The sequence below is a fragment of the Segatella baroniae DSM 16972 = JCM 13447 genome, from assembly GCF_000426585.1.
Classification (GTDB): domain Bacteria; phylum Bacteroidota; class Bacteroidia; order Bacteroidales; family Bacteroidaceae; genus Prevotella; species Prevotella baroniae.
Genome location: NZ_AUFQ01000020.1, coordinates 23,848 through 44,467, shown reverse-complemented (window position 1 = coordinate 44,467; position 20,620 = coordinate 23,848). Strand labels below are relative to the sequence as shown.

14 protein-coding genes and 2 tRNA genes are annotated in these 20,620 nt (G+C 52.8%); 2 read left to right on the top strand and 14 right to left on the bottom strand.

All coding sequences use genetic code 11. From position 1 onward, the window contains the following. Positions 1 to 107: 107 nt before the first annotated feature. The 12 genes from asnS to guaB form a co-directional block, all read right to left on the bottom strand. Positions 108 to 1,502 (bottom strand): asparagine--tRNA ligase, encoded by a 1,395-nt coding sequence (gene asnS / locus K334_RS0111335; RefSeq protein WP_027444990.1) that lies wholly within the window; start codon positions 1,500 to 1,502, stop codon positions 108 to 110. 12 nt (positions 1,503 to 1,514) lie between these two features. After that, the gene (locus K334_RS0111330; RefSeq protein WP_027444989.1) at positions 1,515 to 3,029 is read right to left on the bottom strand and encodes a pseudouridine synthase; all 1,515 of its coding nucleotides are present in this window, start codon (positions 3,027 to 3,029) and stop codon (positions 1,515 to 1,517) included. Between the two features lie 69 nt (positions 3,030 to 3,098). Beyond that, positions 3,099 to 4,445, bottom strand: coding sequence for an adenylosuccinate lyase (gene purB / locus K334_RS0111325; RefSeq protein WP_027444988.1), 1,347 nt, complete (start codon positions 4,443 to 4,445; stop codon positions 3,099 to 3,101). 152 nt (positions 4,446 to 4,597) lie between these two features. Beyond that, positions 4,598 to 4,672 (bottom strand) — tRNA-Val (locus K334_RS0111320). Between the two features lie 155 nt (positions 4,673 to 4,827). Then, positions 4,828 to 4,902, bottom strand: a tRNA-Val gene (locus K334_RS0111315). Positions 4,903 to 5,248: 346 nt separating this feature from the next. Next, the gene (locus tag K334_RS0111310) at positions 5,249 to 6,415 is read right to left on the bottom strand and encodes an OmpA family protein (protein WP_025881392.1); all 1,167 of its coding nucleotides are present in this window, start codon (positions 6,413 to 6,415) and stop codon (positions 5,249 to 5,251) included. Positions 6,416 to 6,605: 190 nt separating this feature from the next. After that, positions 6,606 to 8,456, bottom strand: coding sequence for a DNA mismatch repair endonuclease MutL (mutL, locus tag K334_RS0111305; RefSeq protein ID WP_027444987.1), 1,851 nt, complete (start codon positions 8,454 to 8,456; stop codon positions 6,606 to 6,608). A gap of 13 nt (positions 8,457 to 8,469) precedes the next feature. Continuing rightward, a complete protein-coding gene (locus K334_RS15190) occupies positions 8,470 to 8,754 on the bottom strand; it encodes a hypothetical protein (RefSeq protein WP_027444986.1) in 285 nt (94 codons plus the stop codon). Then, a complete protein-coding gene (locus K334_RS0111295) occupies positions 8,751 to 10,376 on the bottom strand; it encodes an OstA-like protein (protein ID WP_027444985.1) in 1,626 nt (541 codons plus the stop codon). The genes K334_RS15190 and K334_RS0111295 overlap by 4 nt, the downstream gene beginning before the upstream one ends. Positions 10,377 to 10,417: 41 nt before the next feature. After that, complete coding sequence (locus tag K334_RS0111290) at positions 10,418 to 11,857, bottom strand: peptidylprolyl isomerase (protein ID WP_027444984.1); 1,440 nt, start codon at positions 11,855 to 11,857, stop codon at positions 10,418 to 10,420. A 2-nt stretch (positions 11,858 to 11,859) separates the two neighbouring features. Beyond that, positions 11,860 to 13,131, bottom strand: a complete 1,272-nt coding sequence (locus K334_RS0111285) for a peptidylprolyl isomerase (protein WP_161625387.1) — start codon at positions 13,129 to 13,131, stop codon at positions 11,860 to 11,862. Positions 13,132 to 13,191: 60 nt separating this feature from the next. Beyond that, a complete protein-coding gene (gene guaB / locus K334_RS0111280; protein WP_027444982.1) occupies positions 13,192 to 14,676 on the bottom strand; it encodes an IMP dehydrogenase in 1,485 nt (494 codons plus the stop codon). Positions 14,677 to 14,837: 161 nt separating this feature from the next. Between guaB and K334_RS15040 the strand changes: the two genes are divergently transcribed. Continuing rightward, positions 14,838 to 15,161, top strand: coding sequence for a hypothetical protein (locus K334_RS15040; protein ID WP_155804027.1), 324 nt, complete (start codon positions 14,838 to 14,840; stop codon positions 15,159 to 15,161). A 276-nt stretch (positions 15,162 to 15,437) separates the two neighbouring features. Here the strand turns inward: K334_RS15040 and K334_RS0111275 are convergent, their stop codons facing one another. Together K334_RS0111275 and K334_RS13955 are read right to left on the bottom strand one after the other, a co-directional pair. Further along, a complete protein-coding gene (locus K334_RS0111275; protein ID WP_025881394.1) occupies positions 15,438 to 16,571 on the bottom strand; it encodes an OmpA family protein in 1,134 nt (377 codons plus the stop codon). A gap of 84 nt (positions 16,572 to 16,655) precedes the next feature. Next, the gene (locus tag K334_RS13955; protein ID WP_025881396.1) at positions 16,656 to 19,058 is read right to left on the bottom strand and encodes a collagen-like domain-containing protein; all 2,403 of its coding nucleotides are present in this window, start codon (positions 19,056 to 19,058) and stop codon (positions 16,656 to 16,658) included. 846 nt (positions 19,059 to 19,904) lie between these two features. On the opposite strand from K334_RS13955, the gene K334_RS0111255 reads away from it, so the two are divergent. Beyond that, entirely contained in the window at positions 19,905 to 20,558 is a 654-nt protein-coding gene (locus tag K334_RS0111255; RefSeq protein ID WP_025881399.1) for a hypothetical protein, read from the top strand. Positions 20,559 to 20,620: the final 62 nt, after the last annotated feature.

Genomic DNA, 20,620 nt, shown 5'->3' with positions numbered 1-20,620 from the left:
GCAAGACACCCAATGAAACAGCGAGTTTCATTGGGTGTCTTCATTGATGAAAAACTCCGTCAAATGGCCTGCATGTATCGAACAGCACAGCCATACAGGAGCCCGGATTAGTATTCGGCGTTCTTCGGCGTGCGTGGGAAAGGAATCACGTCGCGGATGTTCTGCATACCCGTCACGAACAGCATCAGGCGTTCGAAGCCGAGCCCGAAGCCCGCATGGGGACAGGAACCATACTTGCGCGTGTCAAGATACCAGCCATAAGACTCCGGTTCCATGCCACGCGCCTTGATTTCGCCCACCAGTTTGTCATGGCTCTCTTCACGGACGGAGCCGCCGATGATCTCGCCAATGCGCGGGAAGAGCACGTCCGTGCCCTGCATGGTCTTGCCGTCGGCATTCTTCTTCATGTAGAAAGCCTTGATTTCGCTGGGATAGTCCGTCATGATGACAGGCCGCTTGAAGTATTCCTCCACCAGGAAACGCTCATGTTCGCTGCTGAGATCCATGCCCCACCCTGTCACGGGGAACTCGAACTTGTGCCCTTCCTTGACGACTTGCTCCAGAATACGGATTCCCTCACCGTAGGTGAGCCGCACAAAGTCTTCCTTGACGACAGACTCCAAGGTCTGGAGCAGCGTCTTGTCGATCATCTTGTCAAGGAACTCCAAGTCGTCCTTGCAGTTGTCCAAGGCCCAACGGACGCAATACTTGATGAAATCCTCTTCAAGATCCATCAATTCGTCCTTGTCCATGAAGGCCACTTCCGGCTCGATCATCCAGAATTCGGCCAAGTGGCGGGGCGTATTGCTGTTCTCGGCACGGAAAGTCGGGCCAAAAGTGTAGATCGCGCCCAGGGATGTTGCGCCGAGTTCGCCTTCCAACTGGCCCGAAACGGTGAGGCTGGTCTTCTTCCCGAAGAAGTCGCGCTCATAGGGAACGGGCGCGCCATCCCTCCCCGTGCGGGTGAGATCCAACGTCGTCACCTGGAACATCTCGCCGGCTCCTTCGGCGTCGCTGGCCGTAATCAGCGGCGTATGGAAATAGTAGAAGCCGTGGTCGTGGAAATATTGGTGAACGGCGATGGCCATGTTGTGGCGAATGCGGAATACGGCGCCGAAGGTGTTGGTGCGCAACCGCAAGTGGGCATACTTGCGCATGTACTCGAAGCTCTGGCCTTTCTTCTGCATCGGATAATCGCCCGGACAAAGGCCGTAGACCTCCAGCTCGCGGCACTGGACTTCGGAGGCTTGTCCGGCTCCCTGGCTCTCGACCAGGGTGCCTGTGACATTGATGCAGGCGCCTGTCGTAATGCCCTTGAGCAATTCCTCGTCGAAATCCGACGGGTTCAAGACGACCTGAATGTTCTTGATGGTGGAGCCGTCGTTCAAGGCGATGAAGTCCACAGCCTTGCTGCTTCGGTGGGAACGCACCCACCCCTTTACATTGATATCTTTGCCAAAGTCGGTGCAGGCGAGTGCATCGACGACTTTCGTTCTCTTCATTGCAACATCGTATTATTCAAACATACCGCTACGCAGCACTTCCACTTCCTTCTCTGTGAGGAACCTCCAGTCGCCGCGGCGCAGGTTCTTCTTCGTCAGACCGGCGAATTGCGAGCGGTCGAGACGCACGACACGATAGCCGAGGCTCTCGAATATACGGCGCACGATGCGATTCTTGCCGCTGTGTATCTCGATTCCGACCTGCGCCTTGTCGCGTTCGTCGGCATATTCGATGGCATCTGCGTGGATTTCGCCGTCTTCCAGCTCTATGCCTTCGGCAATCTTCTGAAGGTCGGCCTGTGCAACGGGCTTGTCCAGGTGGACATGATAGACCTTCTTCTTGAGGAACTTCGGATGTGTCAGCTTGCTGGCCAGGTCACCATCGTTGGTGAGCAGGAGCACTCCCGTGGTGTTGCGGTCCAGACGCCCCACGGGATAAATGCGCTCGGGGCAGGCGTCCTTCACCAGGTCCATCACCGTCTTGCGCTGCTGCGGGTCGTCGCTGGTCGTCACATAGTCCTTGGGCTTGTTGAGCAGGACGTAGACTTTCTTCTCTATGCTGACCGGCTGGTCGTGGAACTTGATTTCGTCGGTGCGCAAGACCTTGGTTCCCAGCTCCGTGACAACCGTTCCGTTGACGGTGACGACGCCTGCCTGGATGAACTCGTCGGCCTCACGGCGGCTGCATATACCGGCATTGGCCAAGAACTTGTTGAGGCGCAACGGCTCGTTGGGGTCGATGTGCTCTTCCTTGTACTCGATGCGCTTCTTCATGCTGTACTTGGCATTCGGGTCGTAGTCGGCCGAACGCTGGCGGTAGCCGCCCTGGTTGTAATTGCCACGCTGCTGATAGCCGCCTTGGTTGTAGCCGCCACGCTGCGGCCCATAGCCGTTGCGCTGCTGCTGTCCGTAGCCGCCACGCTGCTGATAGCCTCCGCCACGCTGCTGTCCGTAGCCGCCACGTTGCTGATAGCCTCCGCTGCGCTGCTGACCGTAGCCGCCACGCTGCTGATAGCCACCGCGTTGCTGATAGCCATAGCCGCCTTGGTTGTTGTAATTGTTGCGGGGATGGTAGTTGCCTTGCTGCTGGCTGTAGCTGTTTCCCTCCTGGCCCTGTTCGCCGCTGTTCTCATAGCGGGGACGGTAACCGCCTTGCCGGTCGTAGCCGCCTTCCTGGTTCTCTTCGCCATAACGCGGACGATAGGGGCGCTGCTGGTAGCCGCCGCGCTGCTGATAACCGCCTTGGTTGTAGTTGGTGCGGGGGCGATAGGGGCGCTGCTGTTGTGTGCCGCCACTCGACTGGAGACCGGCTCCGAAGCCTTCCGGCCGGAATCCTTCTTCCTGATTCGTGTTGCCCGCTGTTCCACGCTCAGAGCTATAGGCGCGCTGACTGTGGATTCTCGGCCGCTGTGGGCGGGTTCCGGCACGATAGTCTCTCGAATAGTTGCTTCCCGAAGAGGGGGTGTAACCTTCACGGCTGTTCTCCTCAGAATAAGACTGGGGTTTGTTTTCCAATTCCTGATCCATTGTTTTGTTGTTTAATAAAGCCTCACGGCAATTGTTATTAACTAAAAAATTGATTTTATAACATAAAGTTTATACACCGGTGTAATTGGCAGGTGTGATTGCCATCAATTCCGCTTTCACGCCGTCGCTGACATCCAGGCTTTGGATGAAGGCATGAATCGTCTCTTCCGTCATCTGCTGGTTGGTGCGCGTAAGCGATTTCAACGCCTCATAAGGATGGGGATAGGCCTCGCGGCGCAATATCGTCTGAATCGCTTCCGCCACGACAGCCCACGTCCGGTCGAGGTCGGCCTGAATCTTCTCTTCATGGAGGATGAGCTTGCGCAGGCCTTTCAGCGTGCTTTGGATGGCGATGAGGCCGTGTCCGAGTGGCACGCCGATGTTGCGGAGGACGGTGCTGTCGGTCAGGTCGCGCTGCAGACGGCTCACCGGAAGCTTGCGGGCAAGGAACTGCAGAATGGCGTTGGCCATCCCCAGGTTGCCCTCGCTGTTCTCATAGTCAATGGGGTTCACCTTGTGGGGCATGGCGCTCGACCCCACTTCTCCCGCCTTTATCTTCTGCTTGAAGTAGTCCATCGAGATGTACATCCAGAAATCGCGGTCCAAGTCGATGATGATCGTATTGATGCGGCGCAGGCCGTCGAAAATGGCGCCCAGATAGTCGTAGTTGCTGATCTGTGTCGTGAACTGCTCGCGCTCCAACCCCAGCTTTTCGCTGACGAAACGGTCGCCGAACCGACGCCAGTCCAACGTGGGATAAGCCACGTGATGGGCGTTGAAATTGCCTGTCGCGCCACCGAACTTGGCGGTCATCTTGGTCGACTTTAGCACTTGCAGCTGCTCTTTCAGGCGATAGGCGAACACCATGACCTCTTTGCCGAGCCGTGTGGGAGAGGCCGGTTGGCCGTGCGTCTTGGCCAACATGGGCACGTCTTTCCATTCCTCCGCATAGCTTTCCAACAACGCCGTCAGCTCTTCCACTTGCGGATAGAACACGTTTTCCAAAGCTTCCTTCACGGAAAGGGGGACACTTGTGTTGTTGATGTCTTGCGAGGTCAGGCCGAAATGGATGAACTCCTTGTAGGTTTCGAGGCCTCCTATCTTGTCAAACTCCTCCTTGATGAAATATTCCACCGCCTTCACATCATGATTCGTCACCGCCTCGATGTCCTTCACGCGCTGCGCGCAATGCTCGTCGAAACGCAGATAGACCTCCCGCAACCGACCGAACAGGCCGTGGTCGAAGCCGGCGAGCTGCGGCAACGGCAATTCACAGAGGGCGATGAAATATTCGATTTCAACTCTTACACGATAGCGGATAAGGGCAAACTCCGAGAAATAGCTCGCCAAGGGTTCCGTTTTACTCCTATACCGGCCATCTATCGGAGATATGGCAGTCAGCAAATCAAGATTCATATAATAAAACAAGCAATTATTGACTTTACAAAATTAGTGATTAAATATCACATGAAGAGCAGGAAAAGTGATAAAAAAAACAAAAACGACTTCAAATACAATCTTTCCAATCGGCATATAAAAAAAGAGATCACCCTAAGGGAATCTCTTCGTGGGCGTTGACGGATTCGAACCGCCGACCCTCTGCTTGTAAGGCAGACGCTCTAAACCAGCTGAGCTAAACGCCCTTACTTCCGTAAAGCGAGTGCAAAAGTAAGCATTCCACATGAAACCGCCAAATTTATCACGCACAATTCACATCTTTTAAACTTACAACGGCACCACAACCTCATCCATAAAAAAAATCCCTGCAGTCCCGAAAGACTACAGGGAAACACCCCTGTGGGCGTTGACGGATTCGAACCGCCGACCCTCTGCTTGTAAGGCAGACGCTCTAAACCAGCTGAGCTAAACGCCCTTACCTCTGTAAGGCGATGCAAAAGTAAGCAATCTTTTTGACAACGCCAAACAATTGGGCAAAAAAAAGAAAGAATCGACGTACCATTACGGCATGGGAGCATGCAAATCTGCATGCGAAAGCATGAAAAACGCCATGCGAAAGCATGAAAGCCGCCATGCGAAAGCATGCCATCGAGCTTCCAAAAGCGGCTCTTCCACAACGCAAAAGCACGCAAGTTGCCTCACGAAAGCATGCCAACCAGAGGGCCAAAGGGCCGCTACGGCAAGCAAGACGAGCCGCGGCAAGCACGAAAAAAGCCCTGACCTTCCGGCCAGGGCTCGTATGAGTCAATCCTACAATTGGATTACTTGGTGATTTCAACAGTAGCGCGACGGTTGAATGAAACAGGCGAGAGGTCTGCCACACCACCGTTGGCACGAGTCTGGATCTTATCGCGATCCACGCCCAGCTTGACGAGTTCGTCAGCAACCCTGTTGGCGCGACGCTCGGAGAGCGACTGGTTGAACTTGACCGAACCTGTTGCGCTGTCGCAATAACCGGTTACGAGAACGTTGCAGTCGTTGTCCTTGGCATACTTGGCAACGGCACCTACGTTCACGAGGTCCTTCTTGGAAGCAACCTTGTCCTTGCCGATGTTGAAGAATACAGAAACAGGAATGGAGGCAAACTCCTTGACGGTCTGAGTTTCGGCAGGCTTCTGGTTGGCGAGCATGCTCTTCAGACGGGCGTTCTCTGCATTGGCATCGTTGAGCTGTGCGTTCAACGCATCGATCTGCGACTGCGAGAGAGCCTTGATGGCCTCTACATCCGGAGTCTTGTTCCAAGTGGCCTTGCCGAGGTTGAATGTCAAACCAATTTCAGCATAGAGCCGGTAGTCCTTATCTTTGAACCGACGAACTATACTAGACTTGCCTTTTACGAGGCTGGTTTCAGCTCCGTCGAAGTCCTGTTCAAGACGATTGCAGCCTGCTTCTGCATAAAGATTGACATGCTTGCTCAAACGCCACGAAGACTGAACACCTGCGCCCAACATCATTGCATAGCAGTTGTCACTCATATTGCGGGATACACCGGCACCTACGAAAGGAATTAAATTCCAAACACGATTGGGATTATAACCGCAAAAAAGGTTACTCAGGTTGAACATCACCTGCTCGTTTAGAGCCCAATACTTGAAGGTTTCAGGATTCTTGCTGCTCACGCTCTTTGCGTCCCAAGCCTGCAGCTTGGTACGAAGGCCGAGACCCGGGGTGAACCACTTGCCGATGGCCAAGGCACCACCGAAAGAAGTGCGCTTACCGGCGAACAAGCCGAAGTGGTTGCCGTTGTCATAGCCACGACCATGCTCTTCGTCAGAGATCCAAGAGTTAAAATCACCACCAACTTGGATAAACCAATTGCTCCAGAAAGAGTTCGTAGCAACGCTATACTTCTCTACAGGATCTGCATCCTGTGCAAAAGAACACATTGAAACACCGGCAAAAGCCAGCACCATTAAAAACTTTTTCATAATCTAATATATTAAAATAAAAACTTGATCTTTTATAATTATTATACTCTTACGTGGTAGAATATGCCGCAAAGTTAGTGATTATTTTCTAATATGATACGTATTTACATAAAAAAAACAACTTTTAACGCCTTATCTTGCGCTACGACAGGCCATAACGTCTTTTTCGCGCTTTGAAATCGATTGGCAGCTAACCCAACAGTTTCACAATGTCCGCGTGTGGAAAGATGGCAAAAATCTTTCGGCTGTCAGGTGTATAATTCACATTGTCGCAGGCAAAAAGGCACGCCACGAGGTGTTCCATCTCGTCGTTGTTCAGAACTTGCCCCACCGGGATGGCCGCATTCTGCGCCATGCTCAACGCCAACGACCTGTTGATGTCGTTGCGCACCTCGGAAGCACAGCCGGAAGCCGACTCCAGCATGTCCCTGATGACCGCCGAAGGCTGCAGGCCGTCCAAGCCGGCAGGAACCGCGTTGATGGCAAAGCTGTCGCCGCCCATCTCTGTCAGTTCAAAACCGAAATCGGAAAGCTCGGGCATGATATGACGCAAGGTCAAAGCCTCGGCGGCGGTCAGCTGCAAGAGCGAAGGAAACAGTTCGCGTTGCGAATCCATCGTGCGGTTGGCCAACCGCTTCAAATAGTCTTCATATAATATACGTACATGCGCGCGATGCTGTTCGATGACCATCAATCCGGACTGAACCGATGTAAGGACATACTGCCCTTTATACTGGTAATGCAGGGGTGACTTTTCGTCCAACGAACTTGCCAGCCCGGGTATTTCATCCAAGTCGTCGGCCTCTCCGCCCTCCGTCTTCCCCAGTTCTGAAAAGATGATACCGTCAGCAGTCTCCCCTTCCGGTCGCACACCGTCGTACAGCTGCTCCCAATCCTTGGGCGCATTTGAAGCCGGCTTATAAGAAGATGAGGTGTTGAACGGGTTGTAACTGGGGTTGTACTGCACCTGCGGTGCGGAAGTATGGACTGAAGGATCGAATACGGGAATGTCAGGACGGCCTTCCGTGTCGAAATCAATAGTCGGAACATCGTTGAACATGCCGACCGCCTCCTTCACCGCCGCCATCAGGATTTGCCAAATGGCCTGCTCGTTCTCAAATTTGATTTCCGTCTTGGTAGGGTGAATATTCACGTCTATGTCCTCAGCAGGCACCTCAAGATATATAAAATAAGGTATCTGTTCACCCACAGGGAGCAACCGCTCGTAAGCTGTCATGACAGCCTTGTGAAAATAAGGATGCTTCATGTAACGCCCATTGACGAAGAAAAACTGTTTCGCTCCTTTCTTCCGCGCCGACTCGGGCTTGCCCACGAATCCCGACAGCTTGCACATCGTGGTGTCGACATCCAAGGGCAGCAGATCCTGGTTCAACCGCTTGCCGAACACATCCACGATACGCTGGCGCAGACTGCCCGGCTTCAGGCCGAACAATTCGGCTTCATTGCTGTAAAGGCGAAACGCAATCTGCGGATAGACCAGCACGATGCGCTCGAAAGCGGCTATCACATTGTTCAATTCCGTCGCGTTCGACTTCAGAAACTTACGCCTTACCGGAACATTATAGAACAGATTGCCCACCGACATGTCGCATCCCACAGGACAGGCGCAAGGCTGCTGGTCGACAAACCTGCCGCCCGAGATTGACAACTGCGTACCTACATCTTCATTGGGCTGGCGGGTCTTCAGTTCTATCTGGGCCACCGCAGCTATCGAAGCCAAGGCTTCGCCCCTGAATCCCATGGTCTGGAGGGCGAAAAGGTCGTCGGCCTTCCTGATTTTCGATGTGGCGTGGCGCTCGAACGACAGGCGTGCGTCGGTCTCGCTCATGCCCTTGCCGTCATCCACCACCCGCACCGACGTGCGGCCGGCGTCGGTTATCAAGACATCGACATGAGTGGCCCCGGCGTCGACCGAGTTTTCCACCAACTCCTTGACCACCGAAGCGGGCCGCTGAATCACCTCTCCCGCAGCTATCTGGTTGGCGACGGTATCAGGCAACAACTGTATGATATCACTCATAGCTTCCTTTCTTTCACATGAAATAAAACAACAATGCCATCAATAACAACAACAGAAAGAGAATCAGAGACAGATTCAACAACGTCTGCCTCCGCAGTAGCCCCATCCTTTGCCTTCTCGCTTGTCTGCCTTCCGACCGAAAGACACCATCCCATGTGCGGGGTCTTTCCGTTTCAGACTCTTGGGCCAACGCTTCCTTGGCTCGTCGCTCTATGTTGCGCAAGCGTTCCTTCCGTTCGTCCACATAGATGAACTCATGACGGAAGCCTCGTGGCCTGGGCTGCTTCAAGAGACTCATGGCCTTCCAAGCTTCTGCAGCGGCGCTTCATGCCGCTTGACCACCTTCAGCGTCTGGTCGCTCTGCTTGCCGCGCCAGTTCATGACGTCGGCAGGACTCGTGGGACGCAGTTCTTCAAACCACGCAAATTCAGGCAATTTATACTTGTCGGGCGGTATCTGTGTCATCGGGTACCAGACACCATTGCTCTTCGGCGTCCATATACGTTCCAATTTACGTTGCGGCGAGATATACATTTTCATCGTATCCGTTTCCATATACACCAGCGACATGAGCGAGGAATCCTTCTCCTCCTGCGGATAATACACCGTCTTCACGTTGCCGACAGCCTGGGAAAACCTGACGGCGCCGTCTATGAAAAAGGCGTCCATCACCTTGGACGACACCTGATTGTAATGTTCCTTGTCTGGAAGCAACTCCACCGAAAGGGCCTGGTTCGTCACCTTGGCATAGCGGATCGTGCTGTCGTTCATGTACACGTCGATTTTCTCGCCCAGCAACTGGCGGGTGCCGTTCCATACGATCGGGTCACGATACATCGTCATGCACGAGTCTCTCGTATCGACGACCATCGAGTCGCATATCGCTTGCACGTCCACCCGATAGGCTTTCACGTGATTGAAGCAATGCACCTTGCGATAGACCGAATCGGTATTGATGTGGAAAGTATAAATCTTCATCGAGTCGGCATGGACATAGAGCGTGTCCTTCTGCGAATAGTCCTTGCCAAGGGCATTGACCGTCGCCCAGCCCCTACCGGTCTTCTCGTTGTAGTGCATGCGTCCGCAGTGCAGTTCATTCTTGTTCTTCTTGTCCACGTAGATTACGTTGCCAAATCCCCGAGCCAGCCCGGTCTTCTTGTCGTAATACAGGCTGTCGCCCGTTATCACCCGGGTTTCGTCCTCGATGGTCGACCGGCCGAACAGCTCGGAGTAATCGGTCTCCGTGTTGAAATAGGCATCCGACGTATGGATGACGCTTCCTTTCTGCGTGATCGTGGAAGAGCCGACCACGTGTGCCCTCGACTTCTCGCGGTCGTAGTGCAGCTCGTCCGTCGCGACCACCCTGTCACCGCTGTGCATCTTCACGTTGTAGTAGAAGATGGCTTCCCGCGTCTTGGTGTTGTATTCGCCCCAGTCGGCCACCAGTCTGTCCTTTCCCTCGACCAGACGCCCACCCTCGAAAAAATAGGCGTAGTCGTAGAGACGGTCGTAGTTCAGGCTATCGGTGTAAAGCGTCTGCTTTCCCCGCCGCATGACCACGTTCTCTCGGGCAAACATCTGTTGGGTCTGACCGTCGTAATGGGCCCGCTGGCAGGTGAGCGTCATGTCCGCCTGCTTGAAACGCACGTGGCCGAAAGCCTTCACGGCGTTGGCCTCCTGATAGAAATAGGCACTGTCGCACCACAGCTGCGCCCCCTGGTGCATGAAGTGGACGCTGCCCGTCACAATCTGGGCGTCGGGCACAGGGCCGTACATGTCGTATTTCAAGACGTCCGCATGAATCAGATACACCTTTGGGTCCTGCTTCGGCTTCTTCTTGTGCCCCTTGCCCGACGCAGCCATTGACTGCGACACCAGCCCAAATAGGCATAGAAGGCATAGAACCACCCCAAAGGTCATTCTATGCCTGCATGTCGTTTCTGTCCTATCGCGGTAGCCTGTCATTTAACCCAGCCTTGATATTCAAACTTGCAGCCTTTATACCGGTCGCTCATCGTGACGTAGATGTGCTTGATCTTGTCGACCACCCAGTCGTGCAGCTTCTTCTGCCGCTCATGGGCCAACACCACATTCTGCATCACCTGGTAGTCTTCCGTTATCTTGGCCCGGTGACCGGCGATTCGATTGCGCAACTTGACCATGGCGACGACTTTCTTGCCCTTGGCATTGACCATCTCGAACGGAGCGGAAATCCCGCCCACCTTCATCGTGTCGACAACGAGCGCAATCTCCGAAGGCAGATTCTTCATTTCAAACTTGGATGTCATGCTCTGGTTCTGCACATCGTTGTAGGCCATGAGGCCACGGTTGCTCCTGGTGTCCTTGTCGTCGGAGAGGAAGGAGGCCGCTTCCTCGAACGAGAACTTGCCCGCCCTGATGTCCGTGGCGATGGAGTCGAGGCGCAACTTGGCCTCTTCTATGGCCGACTGTGCCACCCGCGGCTTCAGCAAGATATGTCGCACCTTGATCTTGTCGCCCCGCTTGTCTATCAGTTGTATGATGTGATAGCCGAATTCCGTCTCCACAATCTTGGATATCTTCTTGGGATCGGTCAGGTTGAAGGCCACGCCGGCAAAAGCGGGGTCAAGCATGCCGCGGCCCACATAGTCCATCTCGCCGCCTGCCCGAGCCGAACCCGGGTCTTCCGAATAGAGTCGGGCCAAGGTGGCGAAACTGGTTTCGCCCTTGGTCACGCGGTCGGTGTATTCGCGCAACAGGCCTTTCACCCGGTTGACTTCCTCCTGGGCGATCTTCGGCTGGCGTGTGATGATCTCCACCTCCACCGATGTCGGCACAAACGGCAGGCTGTCTTCGGGCAGCTTCTCGAAATACCTGCGCACGTCGCTCGGTGTCACGGCGATGTTCTCCACCAGCTTCTGGCGCATCTTCTCAATCAGCTGGTTGTTCTTCACGTCGTCGTGCAGTTCCTGCCGCAGCTGTGTGACGCTCTTCTTATGATACTCTTCCAGCTTCTCGCGCGAACCGATGACATTGATCATATAGTTGATCTGCTGCTCCACACGCGTGCTCACCTCGCCTTCGGTCACTTCGATGGAGTCGAGTTCAGCCTGATGCAGATACAGTTTCTGCACGGCCAGCTGCTCGGGAATGATGCAGTCAGGATCACCGTCCCACTTCATGCCTTCCATTTCAGCCTGCGCACGCATGTTCTCCACGTCCGACTTCAAGATAGGTTGGTCTCCCACCACCCAGATGACCTCGTCCACGATACTGCCCTCGGGCACGTCATATTCCGACTGCGCCGTGGAATCCTTGCCGTCATGGACTTTACACGTTGTCGACCGACCGGCTTCAGCGGTCATTCCCGCCATCAGAAGCAGGAAGATAAAGCCTGAAAAGAGTTTATAGCCTTTATTCATAATCAATTGTTTTCATTTTTGAGGAGGATATCCCGCAGGATTTCCACCTTATATTTACGATGGAGCGACTGCAGCCACTCCCGTTCCAATGCTTCCTGATAGTCCGCCACCACCAAGTCACGCACTTCGTCGAGCTGCTTGGGGGTGGTGTATTTCTTTCCGTAGACGCCTTCATACAGGCCCGCATGCGTTTTTCGGGCAGCGGTGGCCGGCATTTTGAAGACGAGCCGGTCGACAACGGCATTGTCGCCCCGCCTGAACAATCCGTCCTGTGACTCCTGCGCCAACCTATTCCGCACGTCTTTCGCGCTCAGCTTCCTGTCTGCCGCATAGACAATGCCGCGGAAGCGAGGCTCCACCCAGCGATAGCGTTTTCTGTTTTTTCTGAAAAAACGTTGCAACCCGGCTTCGTCGGCCGCGGCCTTCACCCACACCTGTCGGCTGCAGATGGCGTAAACCAGCATGTCCTCACGTGCCTTGGCTTCCGCCAGCGAGTCGGCGACCGACATTGCCGCCATGGCATTACCTCCGACCGGCCCGTCGGCAGTCGACCGTCTTGGGCCGGGGTGGTTGATGCGCCGGCGCAACCGCTGCATATCCACATACGCGAGCAAGTCCGCACGCAGGGAGTCGTAGGGCAGAAAATCGCACTTGTCCTTCAACAACACAATGTGAAAACCTTCCGGCGATTCGAAGGGGCGGCTCATTTCGCCCTTTCCGAGCGAGAACGCAACGTCCTCGAATTCCTTCAATGTCGTACCCCGCTCCAGCCATTCCATCTCTCCTCCCTTGTTGGCCGATACGGAATCCTGCGACAGCCGACGGGCCGCCGCTGCGAAATCGCCACCTTGCTTCAACGCCCCATGAATCGAATCGATGCGGGCACGGGCACGGGCCACTTTCGCCTTGCTGTCACGCTGCCCCAACCGGAGCAGAATCTGGGCGGGCTTCACGAGTCCGCCTTTGGCCACGACACGCTGCCGCAACTGCTCGTAATAGGCTTGGGCCTCCCGCTCAAGGTCGGCGTCAAGCCACGGCTGCAGCTTCTTGGCCGTCGTGGGTGCCCAGTCGGACAGCGTGTCAAGCTCCGCCTCCAAGGCGGCCTCGACCTTCAACGCATAGTTCACGTACAAAGGAAGGTATCGCTCCGGCGTAAGAACCTCGTCGGCCGACTGCGCCCTCGCCTGCCGGTAGGAATGGTAGAACGCCGAACGGCGGATTTCCCTTCCATTGACGCGCATGACGACAGGGTCGTCGCTTTGCCCAAAAGCCATGCCCTCACAAAAGAGCATGGCAAATGACAGTGCAACGTATTTCAGGCGCGCCTTCATCGATCACTCGGGGCGCGAATAGTTGGGGGCTTCGCTGGTGATGGCGATGTCGTGGGGGTGGCTCTCCAGCACGCCCGCATTCGTGATGCGGGTGAACTTGGCGTCGTGCAGGCGGTCGATGGAGGGCGCGCCACAATAGCCCATGCCCGAGCGCAGGCCGCCCGTCAGCTGATAGATGACCTCCTGGACGGTGCCCTTGTAAGGCACGCGACCGGCGATACCTTCCGGCACAAGCTTCTTCACGTCCTTCGTGTCGCCCTGGAAGTAGCGGTCTTTCGAACCGTTCTTCTGCTCCATGGCCTCCAACGAACCCATGCCGCGGTAGCTCTTGAACTTGCGGCCGTTGAAGATGATGGTGTCGCCGGGACTTTCCTCCGTGCCCGCAACGAGCGAACCGATCATGACGCAGCTACCGCCGGCGGCCAAGGCCTTCACGATGTCGCCCGAATAGCGCAGTCCGCCATCGGCAATCAGAGGCACATCCGTGCCCCGCAGCGTAGAAAATACGTCGTAGACGGCACTCAACTGCGGCACGCCTACACCAGCGACGACGCGCGTCGTGCAGATGGATCCCGGGCCGATACCTACCTTGACGCCGTCGGCTCCATTGTCGACCAGCATCTTGGCGGCCGCTCCGGTGGCCACGTTGCCTACCACGACATCCACATTGGGGAACGCGGCTTTCACCTCGCGCAGCTTTTCTATGACGCCCTTGGAATGTCCGTGGGCCGTATCGATGACGATGGCGTCGGCCCCGGCCTCAACCAGTGCCTTGGCCCGCTCCAGCGTATCGGCCGTGACGCCTACGCCGGCAGCCACCCTGAGGCGGCCTTTCTCGTCCTTGCAAGCCATGGGTTTGTCCTTGGCCTTGGTAATATCCTTGTATGTAATCAAGCCCACCAGGTGGTTTTCGCTGTCCACCACGGGCAACTTCTCTATCTTGTTTTCCTGCAAGATGGCGGCGGCGGCCTGCAAGTCGGTCTGCTGATGGGTGGTCACGAGGTTCTCGCAGGTCATCACCTCATCGATGGTCTTGTCGAGCCGACGCTCAAAGCGCAGGTCGCGGTTGGTGACGATACCCACCAGACGGTTCTCGTCGTCAACCACGGGAATGCCGCCGATATGGTAGTCGTGCATCATTTCCAAAGCGTCCTTCACCGTCTTGCCGCGGCGGATGGTCACGGGGTCGTAGATCATGCCGTTCTCGGCCCGCTTCACGATAGCCACTTGGTGTGCCTGTTCCTCTATCGTCATGTTCTTGTGGATGACGCCGATACCGCCTTCGCGTGCTATCGCAATGGCCATGGCCGATTCGGTGACGGTGTCCATGGCGGCCGTCACGAACGGGACATTGAGCGTGATGTTACGGGAAAAGCGTGTTTTCAACTCTACCGTCTTGGGTAGCACCTCCGAATAAGCGGGAATCAAAAGGACGTCGTCAAAGGTAAGGCCGTCCATTACAATCTTATCTGCAACAAATGATGACATATTGTAACTTTAGAAATTTATTGCGTGCAAATATAGCAATAAATTCCCACGTAGGAAGTGGTCCACGATGAATTTTCGTTTTCATTTAATGGTATTTAACGAAGGTCTCTTGGGCGACCCGAAACGGCGGAATCGGCCTATCCGCGCTTTGCCGAATGTGCATGTACATCGGAAAGACGGCGGCTGGATTCAATCGGCAAGCACAACACCTTTCGGTGTATGAAAAGCTTGCAAATGGTCAAGAACTGTCTTTGTTTTTCCGTCCCGCCATTTGTTTTGGCGTTTCCCCGGCCTCGGAAAGTCCGCCGCCGTTTGTTTTGGTGTTTCCCGGGCTGCGGAAAGTCCGCCGTCGTTTGTTTTGGTGTTTCCCGGGCCTCGGAATTTTACAAATATTTTGTTTTGACGTTTTCCCAGCCTCGGAATTTTACAAATGTTTTGTTTTGACGTTTTCCAAACCTCGGAATTTTACAAATGTTTTGTTTTGACGTTTCCCGAACCTCGGAATTTTACAAATGTTTTGTTTTGACGTTTTCCCAGCCACGGTTTTCCGTCTCTGCGAACGGCGTGGGCCGTAGGGGCGTGAGGGAAATGGTGTTTTCAACCAATCGCCAACCTACTTTTCGTCATTATATAACATGAGGGTGTGTCGCCATGAAGCCTTCCCCGAAAGTTGGACAAAACTTTTTGGGACACTTCAAGAGTGACACACCCTTTCATTGTCGGGCTTTTGGACGATTCCCGTCTAAAAGCGCTTCGGACGCTTAGGGCAATTTATTCCAATAGTCCATTATGAGCACTCGCTCGATCGTTGTCTTGCGGTCACCCATGCGTACATTGTTCGATTCGCGTGCAGGCATGTGGGCGATGCGCTTGCCCACACCACACCATTTCAGCATCACGGCAGGCACGCCGTTCTTCACGAGCTCGTTGACAACCGCTTTGGCGCGCCGGCGGGACAAGTCCAAGTTGTAAGCTTCACTTCCGCGCGCGTCCGTATATCCAGTGATGAGGAAGCGTGCATCGGCACGGCTCTTCAGCATTTCGGCCGCCTGCTTCAGGATGTCGACCGACTCGGAGGTCAGGATGTCCTTGTCGAATTCGAAGTTCACATTGTTGAACATCTCGCACAACTGCGTTTCGGCCGGAACGGCGACCTCTTTCTCGACGATCTTCTCGACGATGCGTTCCACGGGTTTTTCCACCTCTCTGTCGATGTAGCGTACAACGGGTGCCGGACGTTTGTCGTGGCCGCCGATGCGCCACATCACCCGCAAGGTGATTTGCGCAAAGCGCGGAAGGTTTTTCTTGACAGGGGTCAAGTACTCGCCCTGCAAGCCCAGTCCCAGCGAATTGCTGAGCCAGGCATTCACGCCTGCACCCACCGACATGGGGAAATAGGTCTTCTTGTCGTGCGAATAGCCGCGCTCGTTCCACACGTCGTCCGAAATCCAGCCGGCCTGCCCCGTGGGGTCGTTGTAGAACGCGCCCATGCCTGTGGTCAGGAAGTTCTTGTGCAGCACATTGGCTCCCACACGCAGGTAAGGCTCTACGTATTTCGACTTGAACAGCGGGCTCAGGCGGAATTGCAAGCCAAGTCCGCCCATGAGCGTATAGTTGTTCTTGCTGCTGTTGGCAGTGCCTTCTTCCTTGCCGGCGAAACCTACCGTTCCTTGCAAGTCGAGATAAAGCCAGCGGTTCAATTCGCGGGCTGCGTAAAGGTTGGCCCCGCCAAGAAGGTGTTTCACCTTGAGGTGATAAAGGTACTTGTCGGGAGTGCTTTGGAATCCCGTGACCGAAACCCGGTCCCAGTTGATCATCGTGCCGCCGACACCAAGTTCCCAGGCACGCTTGGGCTTGCGCTGCCGGGAATCCTGGTCTGCAGTTTGAGCTTTCAATGCAACAGTCCCCATCAACGAGACCAACAAAAATGTATAAAATTTATATGCTGATTTCATAATCGTTTTTCTTTAGATTCTGTTTTATTTGGGCCAGGTGGTCGGCGTAACCTCCTGCTTCACCTCCGTTTTTTTCGCTGTATCGAAGACCTTCGTTCTGTTATACTTGCCACTGGTCTCCTTGACGAGTTTGAAGTCGGGTACAACTCTGTAGAGTACATAAATCGGAGCAATCATTTGCTTGATTACTTCTCCATGAGTCACCTTGCCTTGGCCATCGGGCACCCAGACGGTTGTCGCAAAATAGTTGTCCGGCAGGGTTGAATCCAAGAAATATTTGTAATCTTCATCAAGCGTCTTGCAGAAACGGTCTTGGGTGGTGTTTCCTGCACTTGAATTGGTTTTCTTGGTCATGAGCGCCCTGATATTCACTCCATCCTTTTGGGGCTTTCCTTCTTCACTCTTGAATGTTTCCAACTTCTTGGCTTCTTCCTTCTTGATTTCCCAAATGCCGCCAACTGTTGCCGGCTTCTCGTATTTCAAGTAGAAAGGCTTGAAGGTCGTCTTGTCGAGCGTTCCCCAAAGGTATGATATTCCCACTTGTACATCCAGGGACGCTGTCTTGACCGTAGGACCTGGATATATTTCCGGAACATAAACGGGACTCGGCATGACCGGAGATTCGCCATAGAAATATTTGGTGCCCTGGATAGAGAAATAATCCTTGGTGTTCTTCCACTCATACTCCTTGATTTTCTTCAAGTTCGTATTCAGCGTGGCAACATCTACAAAGCCCGGATTCGGAGATGGATAGTTCATCTCGTCCCCCTTTTTCTCTGCTTCGGTAAGTACGACAGGACGATGAATCAGCACGACTTTCTTGGCGCCTACAAAATTGCCATAGTGAACCTTCACTTTCCATTTGCTCCAATCGGCAGTTTCCAAATCCGTTGCCTTAATGTCGGCTTTTACGTTTTTCACCTTAACCACCTTGAGTTCCGGTTCGGGATAGATTTCAGGATACATTCCCCATACTCCATCTACGCATCTCTCATACTTGTAATGTACCACCACAAAATGAGAATCGTACATGCTTGCATACATCAGACCTGCCGTCATCTGGCGTGGATACACCATCTCCGCAGTGATGCGGGTCTTTATTCTGTTGGGAACTTCCGTATTTGCCGCTACAGCTTCGCTGGTGCCATTGATGACCACCGACTTTGCCGCTCCTCTTCTCTTGGAAATCTCCAGCTTGTCCGGAAGCTCTGTTGACTGCACGACAAATCTGCCACTTGCGTCTGTCACATATTCCTTTTCCTGATTTGGCACGCCAGGCAGACCTTTGACTTTGACGCCTGCTCCTACGCTTTTCCCTTCTTTGTCAAATACGTGGAATGTCACAGATCCATTTGTTGGATCGACATACTCTCTAAGCGTACCATTGTAGTACACGGGCAATACATTTACTTTTCCTATCTCAATGGTAGTTCCCGGCTCGCCGTCTTTGCCATCTTTTCCATCCTTTCCGTCTGCACCGCGCAGGAATTCCCAGAAGTCAGCCACGGTATTCTTGTTCGGATCCCACATGCTTCCTGGATTGTGTGGGTCGGGCGTTTTCCCTCCTGCAATTTCTTCTTTCCAAAGTTCATACGCGCTCTTGCCGTTTTTGCCGTCTGCGCCCGGTTTGCCGTCCTTACCATTCTTGCCGTAAGCCGGCTTGCCGGTGTCCTGCCCGTCGATGAACCAGTTGCCATTGTCACCGATGGCAACTTCGGGCGACTTGCCATCTTTGCCCAAAGCCGGTTTGCCCGTATCGTTGCCGTCAACAAACCAGTTGCCATTGTCACCAATAGTCACAGTAGGAGTTTTTCCGTTCTTGCCATCTGAACCTTTCGAGGGTTTGCCGGTATCCACACCATCGACAAACCAATTGCCGTTGTCGCCGATAGTCACCACAGGGGGTACCGCATCCTTGCCAGGCACTCCCGGTTTGCCGTCCTTGCCGCGTGCCGGTACTCCGGTGTCGGTTTGACCAATCCACCAGTTGCCATTGTCGCCGATATGAGGTGTTTGTCCGTTTTCACCCGTTGCACCGGTGAGGTAATACCAGAAGTGCTGGAGCGTGTTGTTGGAAGGATTCCATGTGTTTCCCGGACTGTGAGGGTCGGGCACTGTTCCATTCGCAATATACTCTTTCCATTGCTCATAGGCACTCTTGCCGTCTTTTCCATCTTTACCATCCTTACCATCTTTACCTTTCAAGAATTTAAAATAGTCGGTTTCGGTGGTTTCGTTCTTCGGCCATTCGACGGTGCCGTCCAGCACCTTTTCTTTCCAGAACTCATAGGCCGACAATCCTGTATCTCCCTTGTCGCCTTTCGGCCCTTTGGGCATACTGATGTCCACATCCGTGCAGGAGTGCATGAAACATCCCATCAATACTACTGCCAGTATCGACAGGGAAAAACTTTGTACAGTCTTCATAATTTTTACCATTAAAAAAAACATTATATATATTAAACTAAGTAAGAGAAAATCATTTTACCAATCCTCTCTTTGAATGAAACCAATAAAAAAGAAGTTCATTACACTGTTTAAATAGTCACATAGTTTCATCCAAATCGAGTCTTTGATTTTGTTTTGTCCAAATACCTTTTAAGATATTTGTAAGTCTCCTACAAGCGTCTTTTTTAATGTATCTCCCAGTTTTTCTATTATGGATATATACGCCTTATAAAAAACTAAAACGACAACAGTTCTTTTTCGAGGCAGGAATAGAAATCAAAAAAAGAAATACAAGACTTTATTACTTGTACATTAAAACAAAAAGTTATATATTTGAGTTATATTTGGGTTTCGGAGGCAAAATTATTTAAAGAAAATGGATTTTTACCCCCCCCGAGTTAAATTTTATTAATAAGACATTTTTTAACTACCATATTTTTTGCGATAAAACTAAAAAACATCCTCCGTTTACCCCTTCTTTGCAACAGATATATGAAAACTATCAAGACTGCAAATACTTTCATATAGAGGCTCTCACTGCAATACTTTTCACTCATGACAAATTCATCCTGTTCCACATTTAGGATGGGATTGTATCGGTTGTGCTCATCAGGTCGTTTGCGCTTCAACCCAATATTCTCTCAATGATTCCAAGACAACAATCGTTTGTTTTTTTTATAAAACCTTTTTGCCTTTATGTCTCATTTATTATATACCTTTGCCACGCATTTCTTTACGACATCCGATTGCGGATGCGCGTTGCCCAAAGGTTTTCAGGTAATTATACACTCAATAATTTATAATTTATTTAATCAAAACAATTTTATGAGAACTATTTACAGGATTCCCATGTTGATGTTCGTGCTCTGCACGCAAGTTGCCATTGCGATGGCGCAAGGAACCAAGCCTAAACCCGAAGTCGTACCAGCCGTTTATGGTACATACGAAGGTGAAGCCACGGTCGAAACCGTCAATCAAACAACAGGCCAAAAAACGCCTGGACAAAAGATTAAAGTGACGATAGAAATCAGTGAAGGTGAAACAGGATTTACGGTAGTGGCCCTCAAGGATTTCACCATGGGCCAGTATTCATTTGACAAGATTCCATACGAGAGTTGTCTCCTGTACCCCGAGACAGACAATAATAGATGGCAAATCTATTTGGAAAGTAATCTTTATAATACTTTTACAACAAAAGACCAGAAGCATAGGGTAACGCTTGACGGCAACATTGATGAAGACAAGAGCTTTGTGTACAAGAACGGCACTTTGGAGCTTGCCTTTGAACTTACTTCTGATTATAAAACTATGTACAATTATTCGTTCAAGGGGAAGAAACGCAATGATCCGACGGGTATCGGCAGGATAACCGAGCGGAAGGACGGCAAGAACGCCGTGTACGACTTGCGGGGACGTCGGGTTGAAAAGCCGGGGAAAGGAATCTACATCGTCAACGGCAAGAAAATGGTGTTTCAATAAACAGCCAACCGATTTCACGAGATTACAACAAAACAAGGCAGCGGATGGTCCGCTGCCTTATT

Coding starts and splice junctions, on each gene's coding strand:
- asnS (WP_027444990.1), bottom strand. CDS start 1,502: ATGAAGAGAACGAAAGTCGTCGATGCACTCGCCTGCACCGACTTTGGC.
- K334_RS0111330 (WP_027444989.1), bottom strand. CDS start 3,029: ATGGATCAGGAATTGGAAAACAAACCCCAGTCTTATTCTGAGGAGAAC.
- purB (WP_027444988.1), bottom strand. CDS start 4,445: ATGAATCTTGATTTGCTGACTGCCATATCTCCGATAGATGGCCGGTAT.
- K334_RS0111310 (WP_025881392.1), bottom strand. CDS start 6,415: ATGAAAAAGTTTTTAATGGTGCTGGCTTTTGCCGGTGTTTCAATGTGT.
- mutL (WP_027444987.1), bottom strand. CDS start 8,456: ATGAGTGATATCATACAGTTGTTGCCTGATACCGTCGCCAACCAGATA.
- K334_RS15190 (WP_027444986.1), bottom strand. CDS start 8,754: ATGAGTCTCTTGAAGCAGCCCAGGCCACGAGGCTTCCGTCATGAGTTC.
- K334_RS0111295 (WP_027444985.1), bottom strand. CDS start 10,376: ATGACCTTTGGGGTGGTTCTATGCCTTCTATGCCTATTTGGGCTGGTG.
- K334_RS0111290 (WP_027444984.1), bottom strand. CDS start 11,857: ATGAATAAAGGCTATAAACTCTTTTCAGGCTTTATCTTCCTGCTTCTG.
- K334_RS0111285 (WP_161625387.1), bottom strand. CDS start 13,131: ATGGCTTTTGGGCAAAGCGACGACCCTGTCGTCATGCGCGTCAATGGA.
- guaB (WP_027444982.1), bottom strand. CDS start 14,676: ATGTCATCATTTGTTGCAGATAAGATTGTAATGGACGGCCTTACCTTT.
- K334_RS15040 (WP_155804027.1), top strand. CDS start 14,838: ATGTACATCGGAAAGACGGCGGCTGGATTCAATCGGCAAGCACAACAC.
- K334_RS13955 (WP_025881396.1), bottom strand. CDS start 19,058: ATGAAGACTGTACAAAGTTTTTCCCTGTCGATACTGGCAGTAGTATTG.
- K334_RS0111255 (WP_025881399.1), top strand. CDS start 19,905: ATGAGAACTATTTACAGGATTCCCATGTTGATGTTCGTGCTCTGCACG.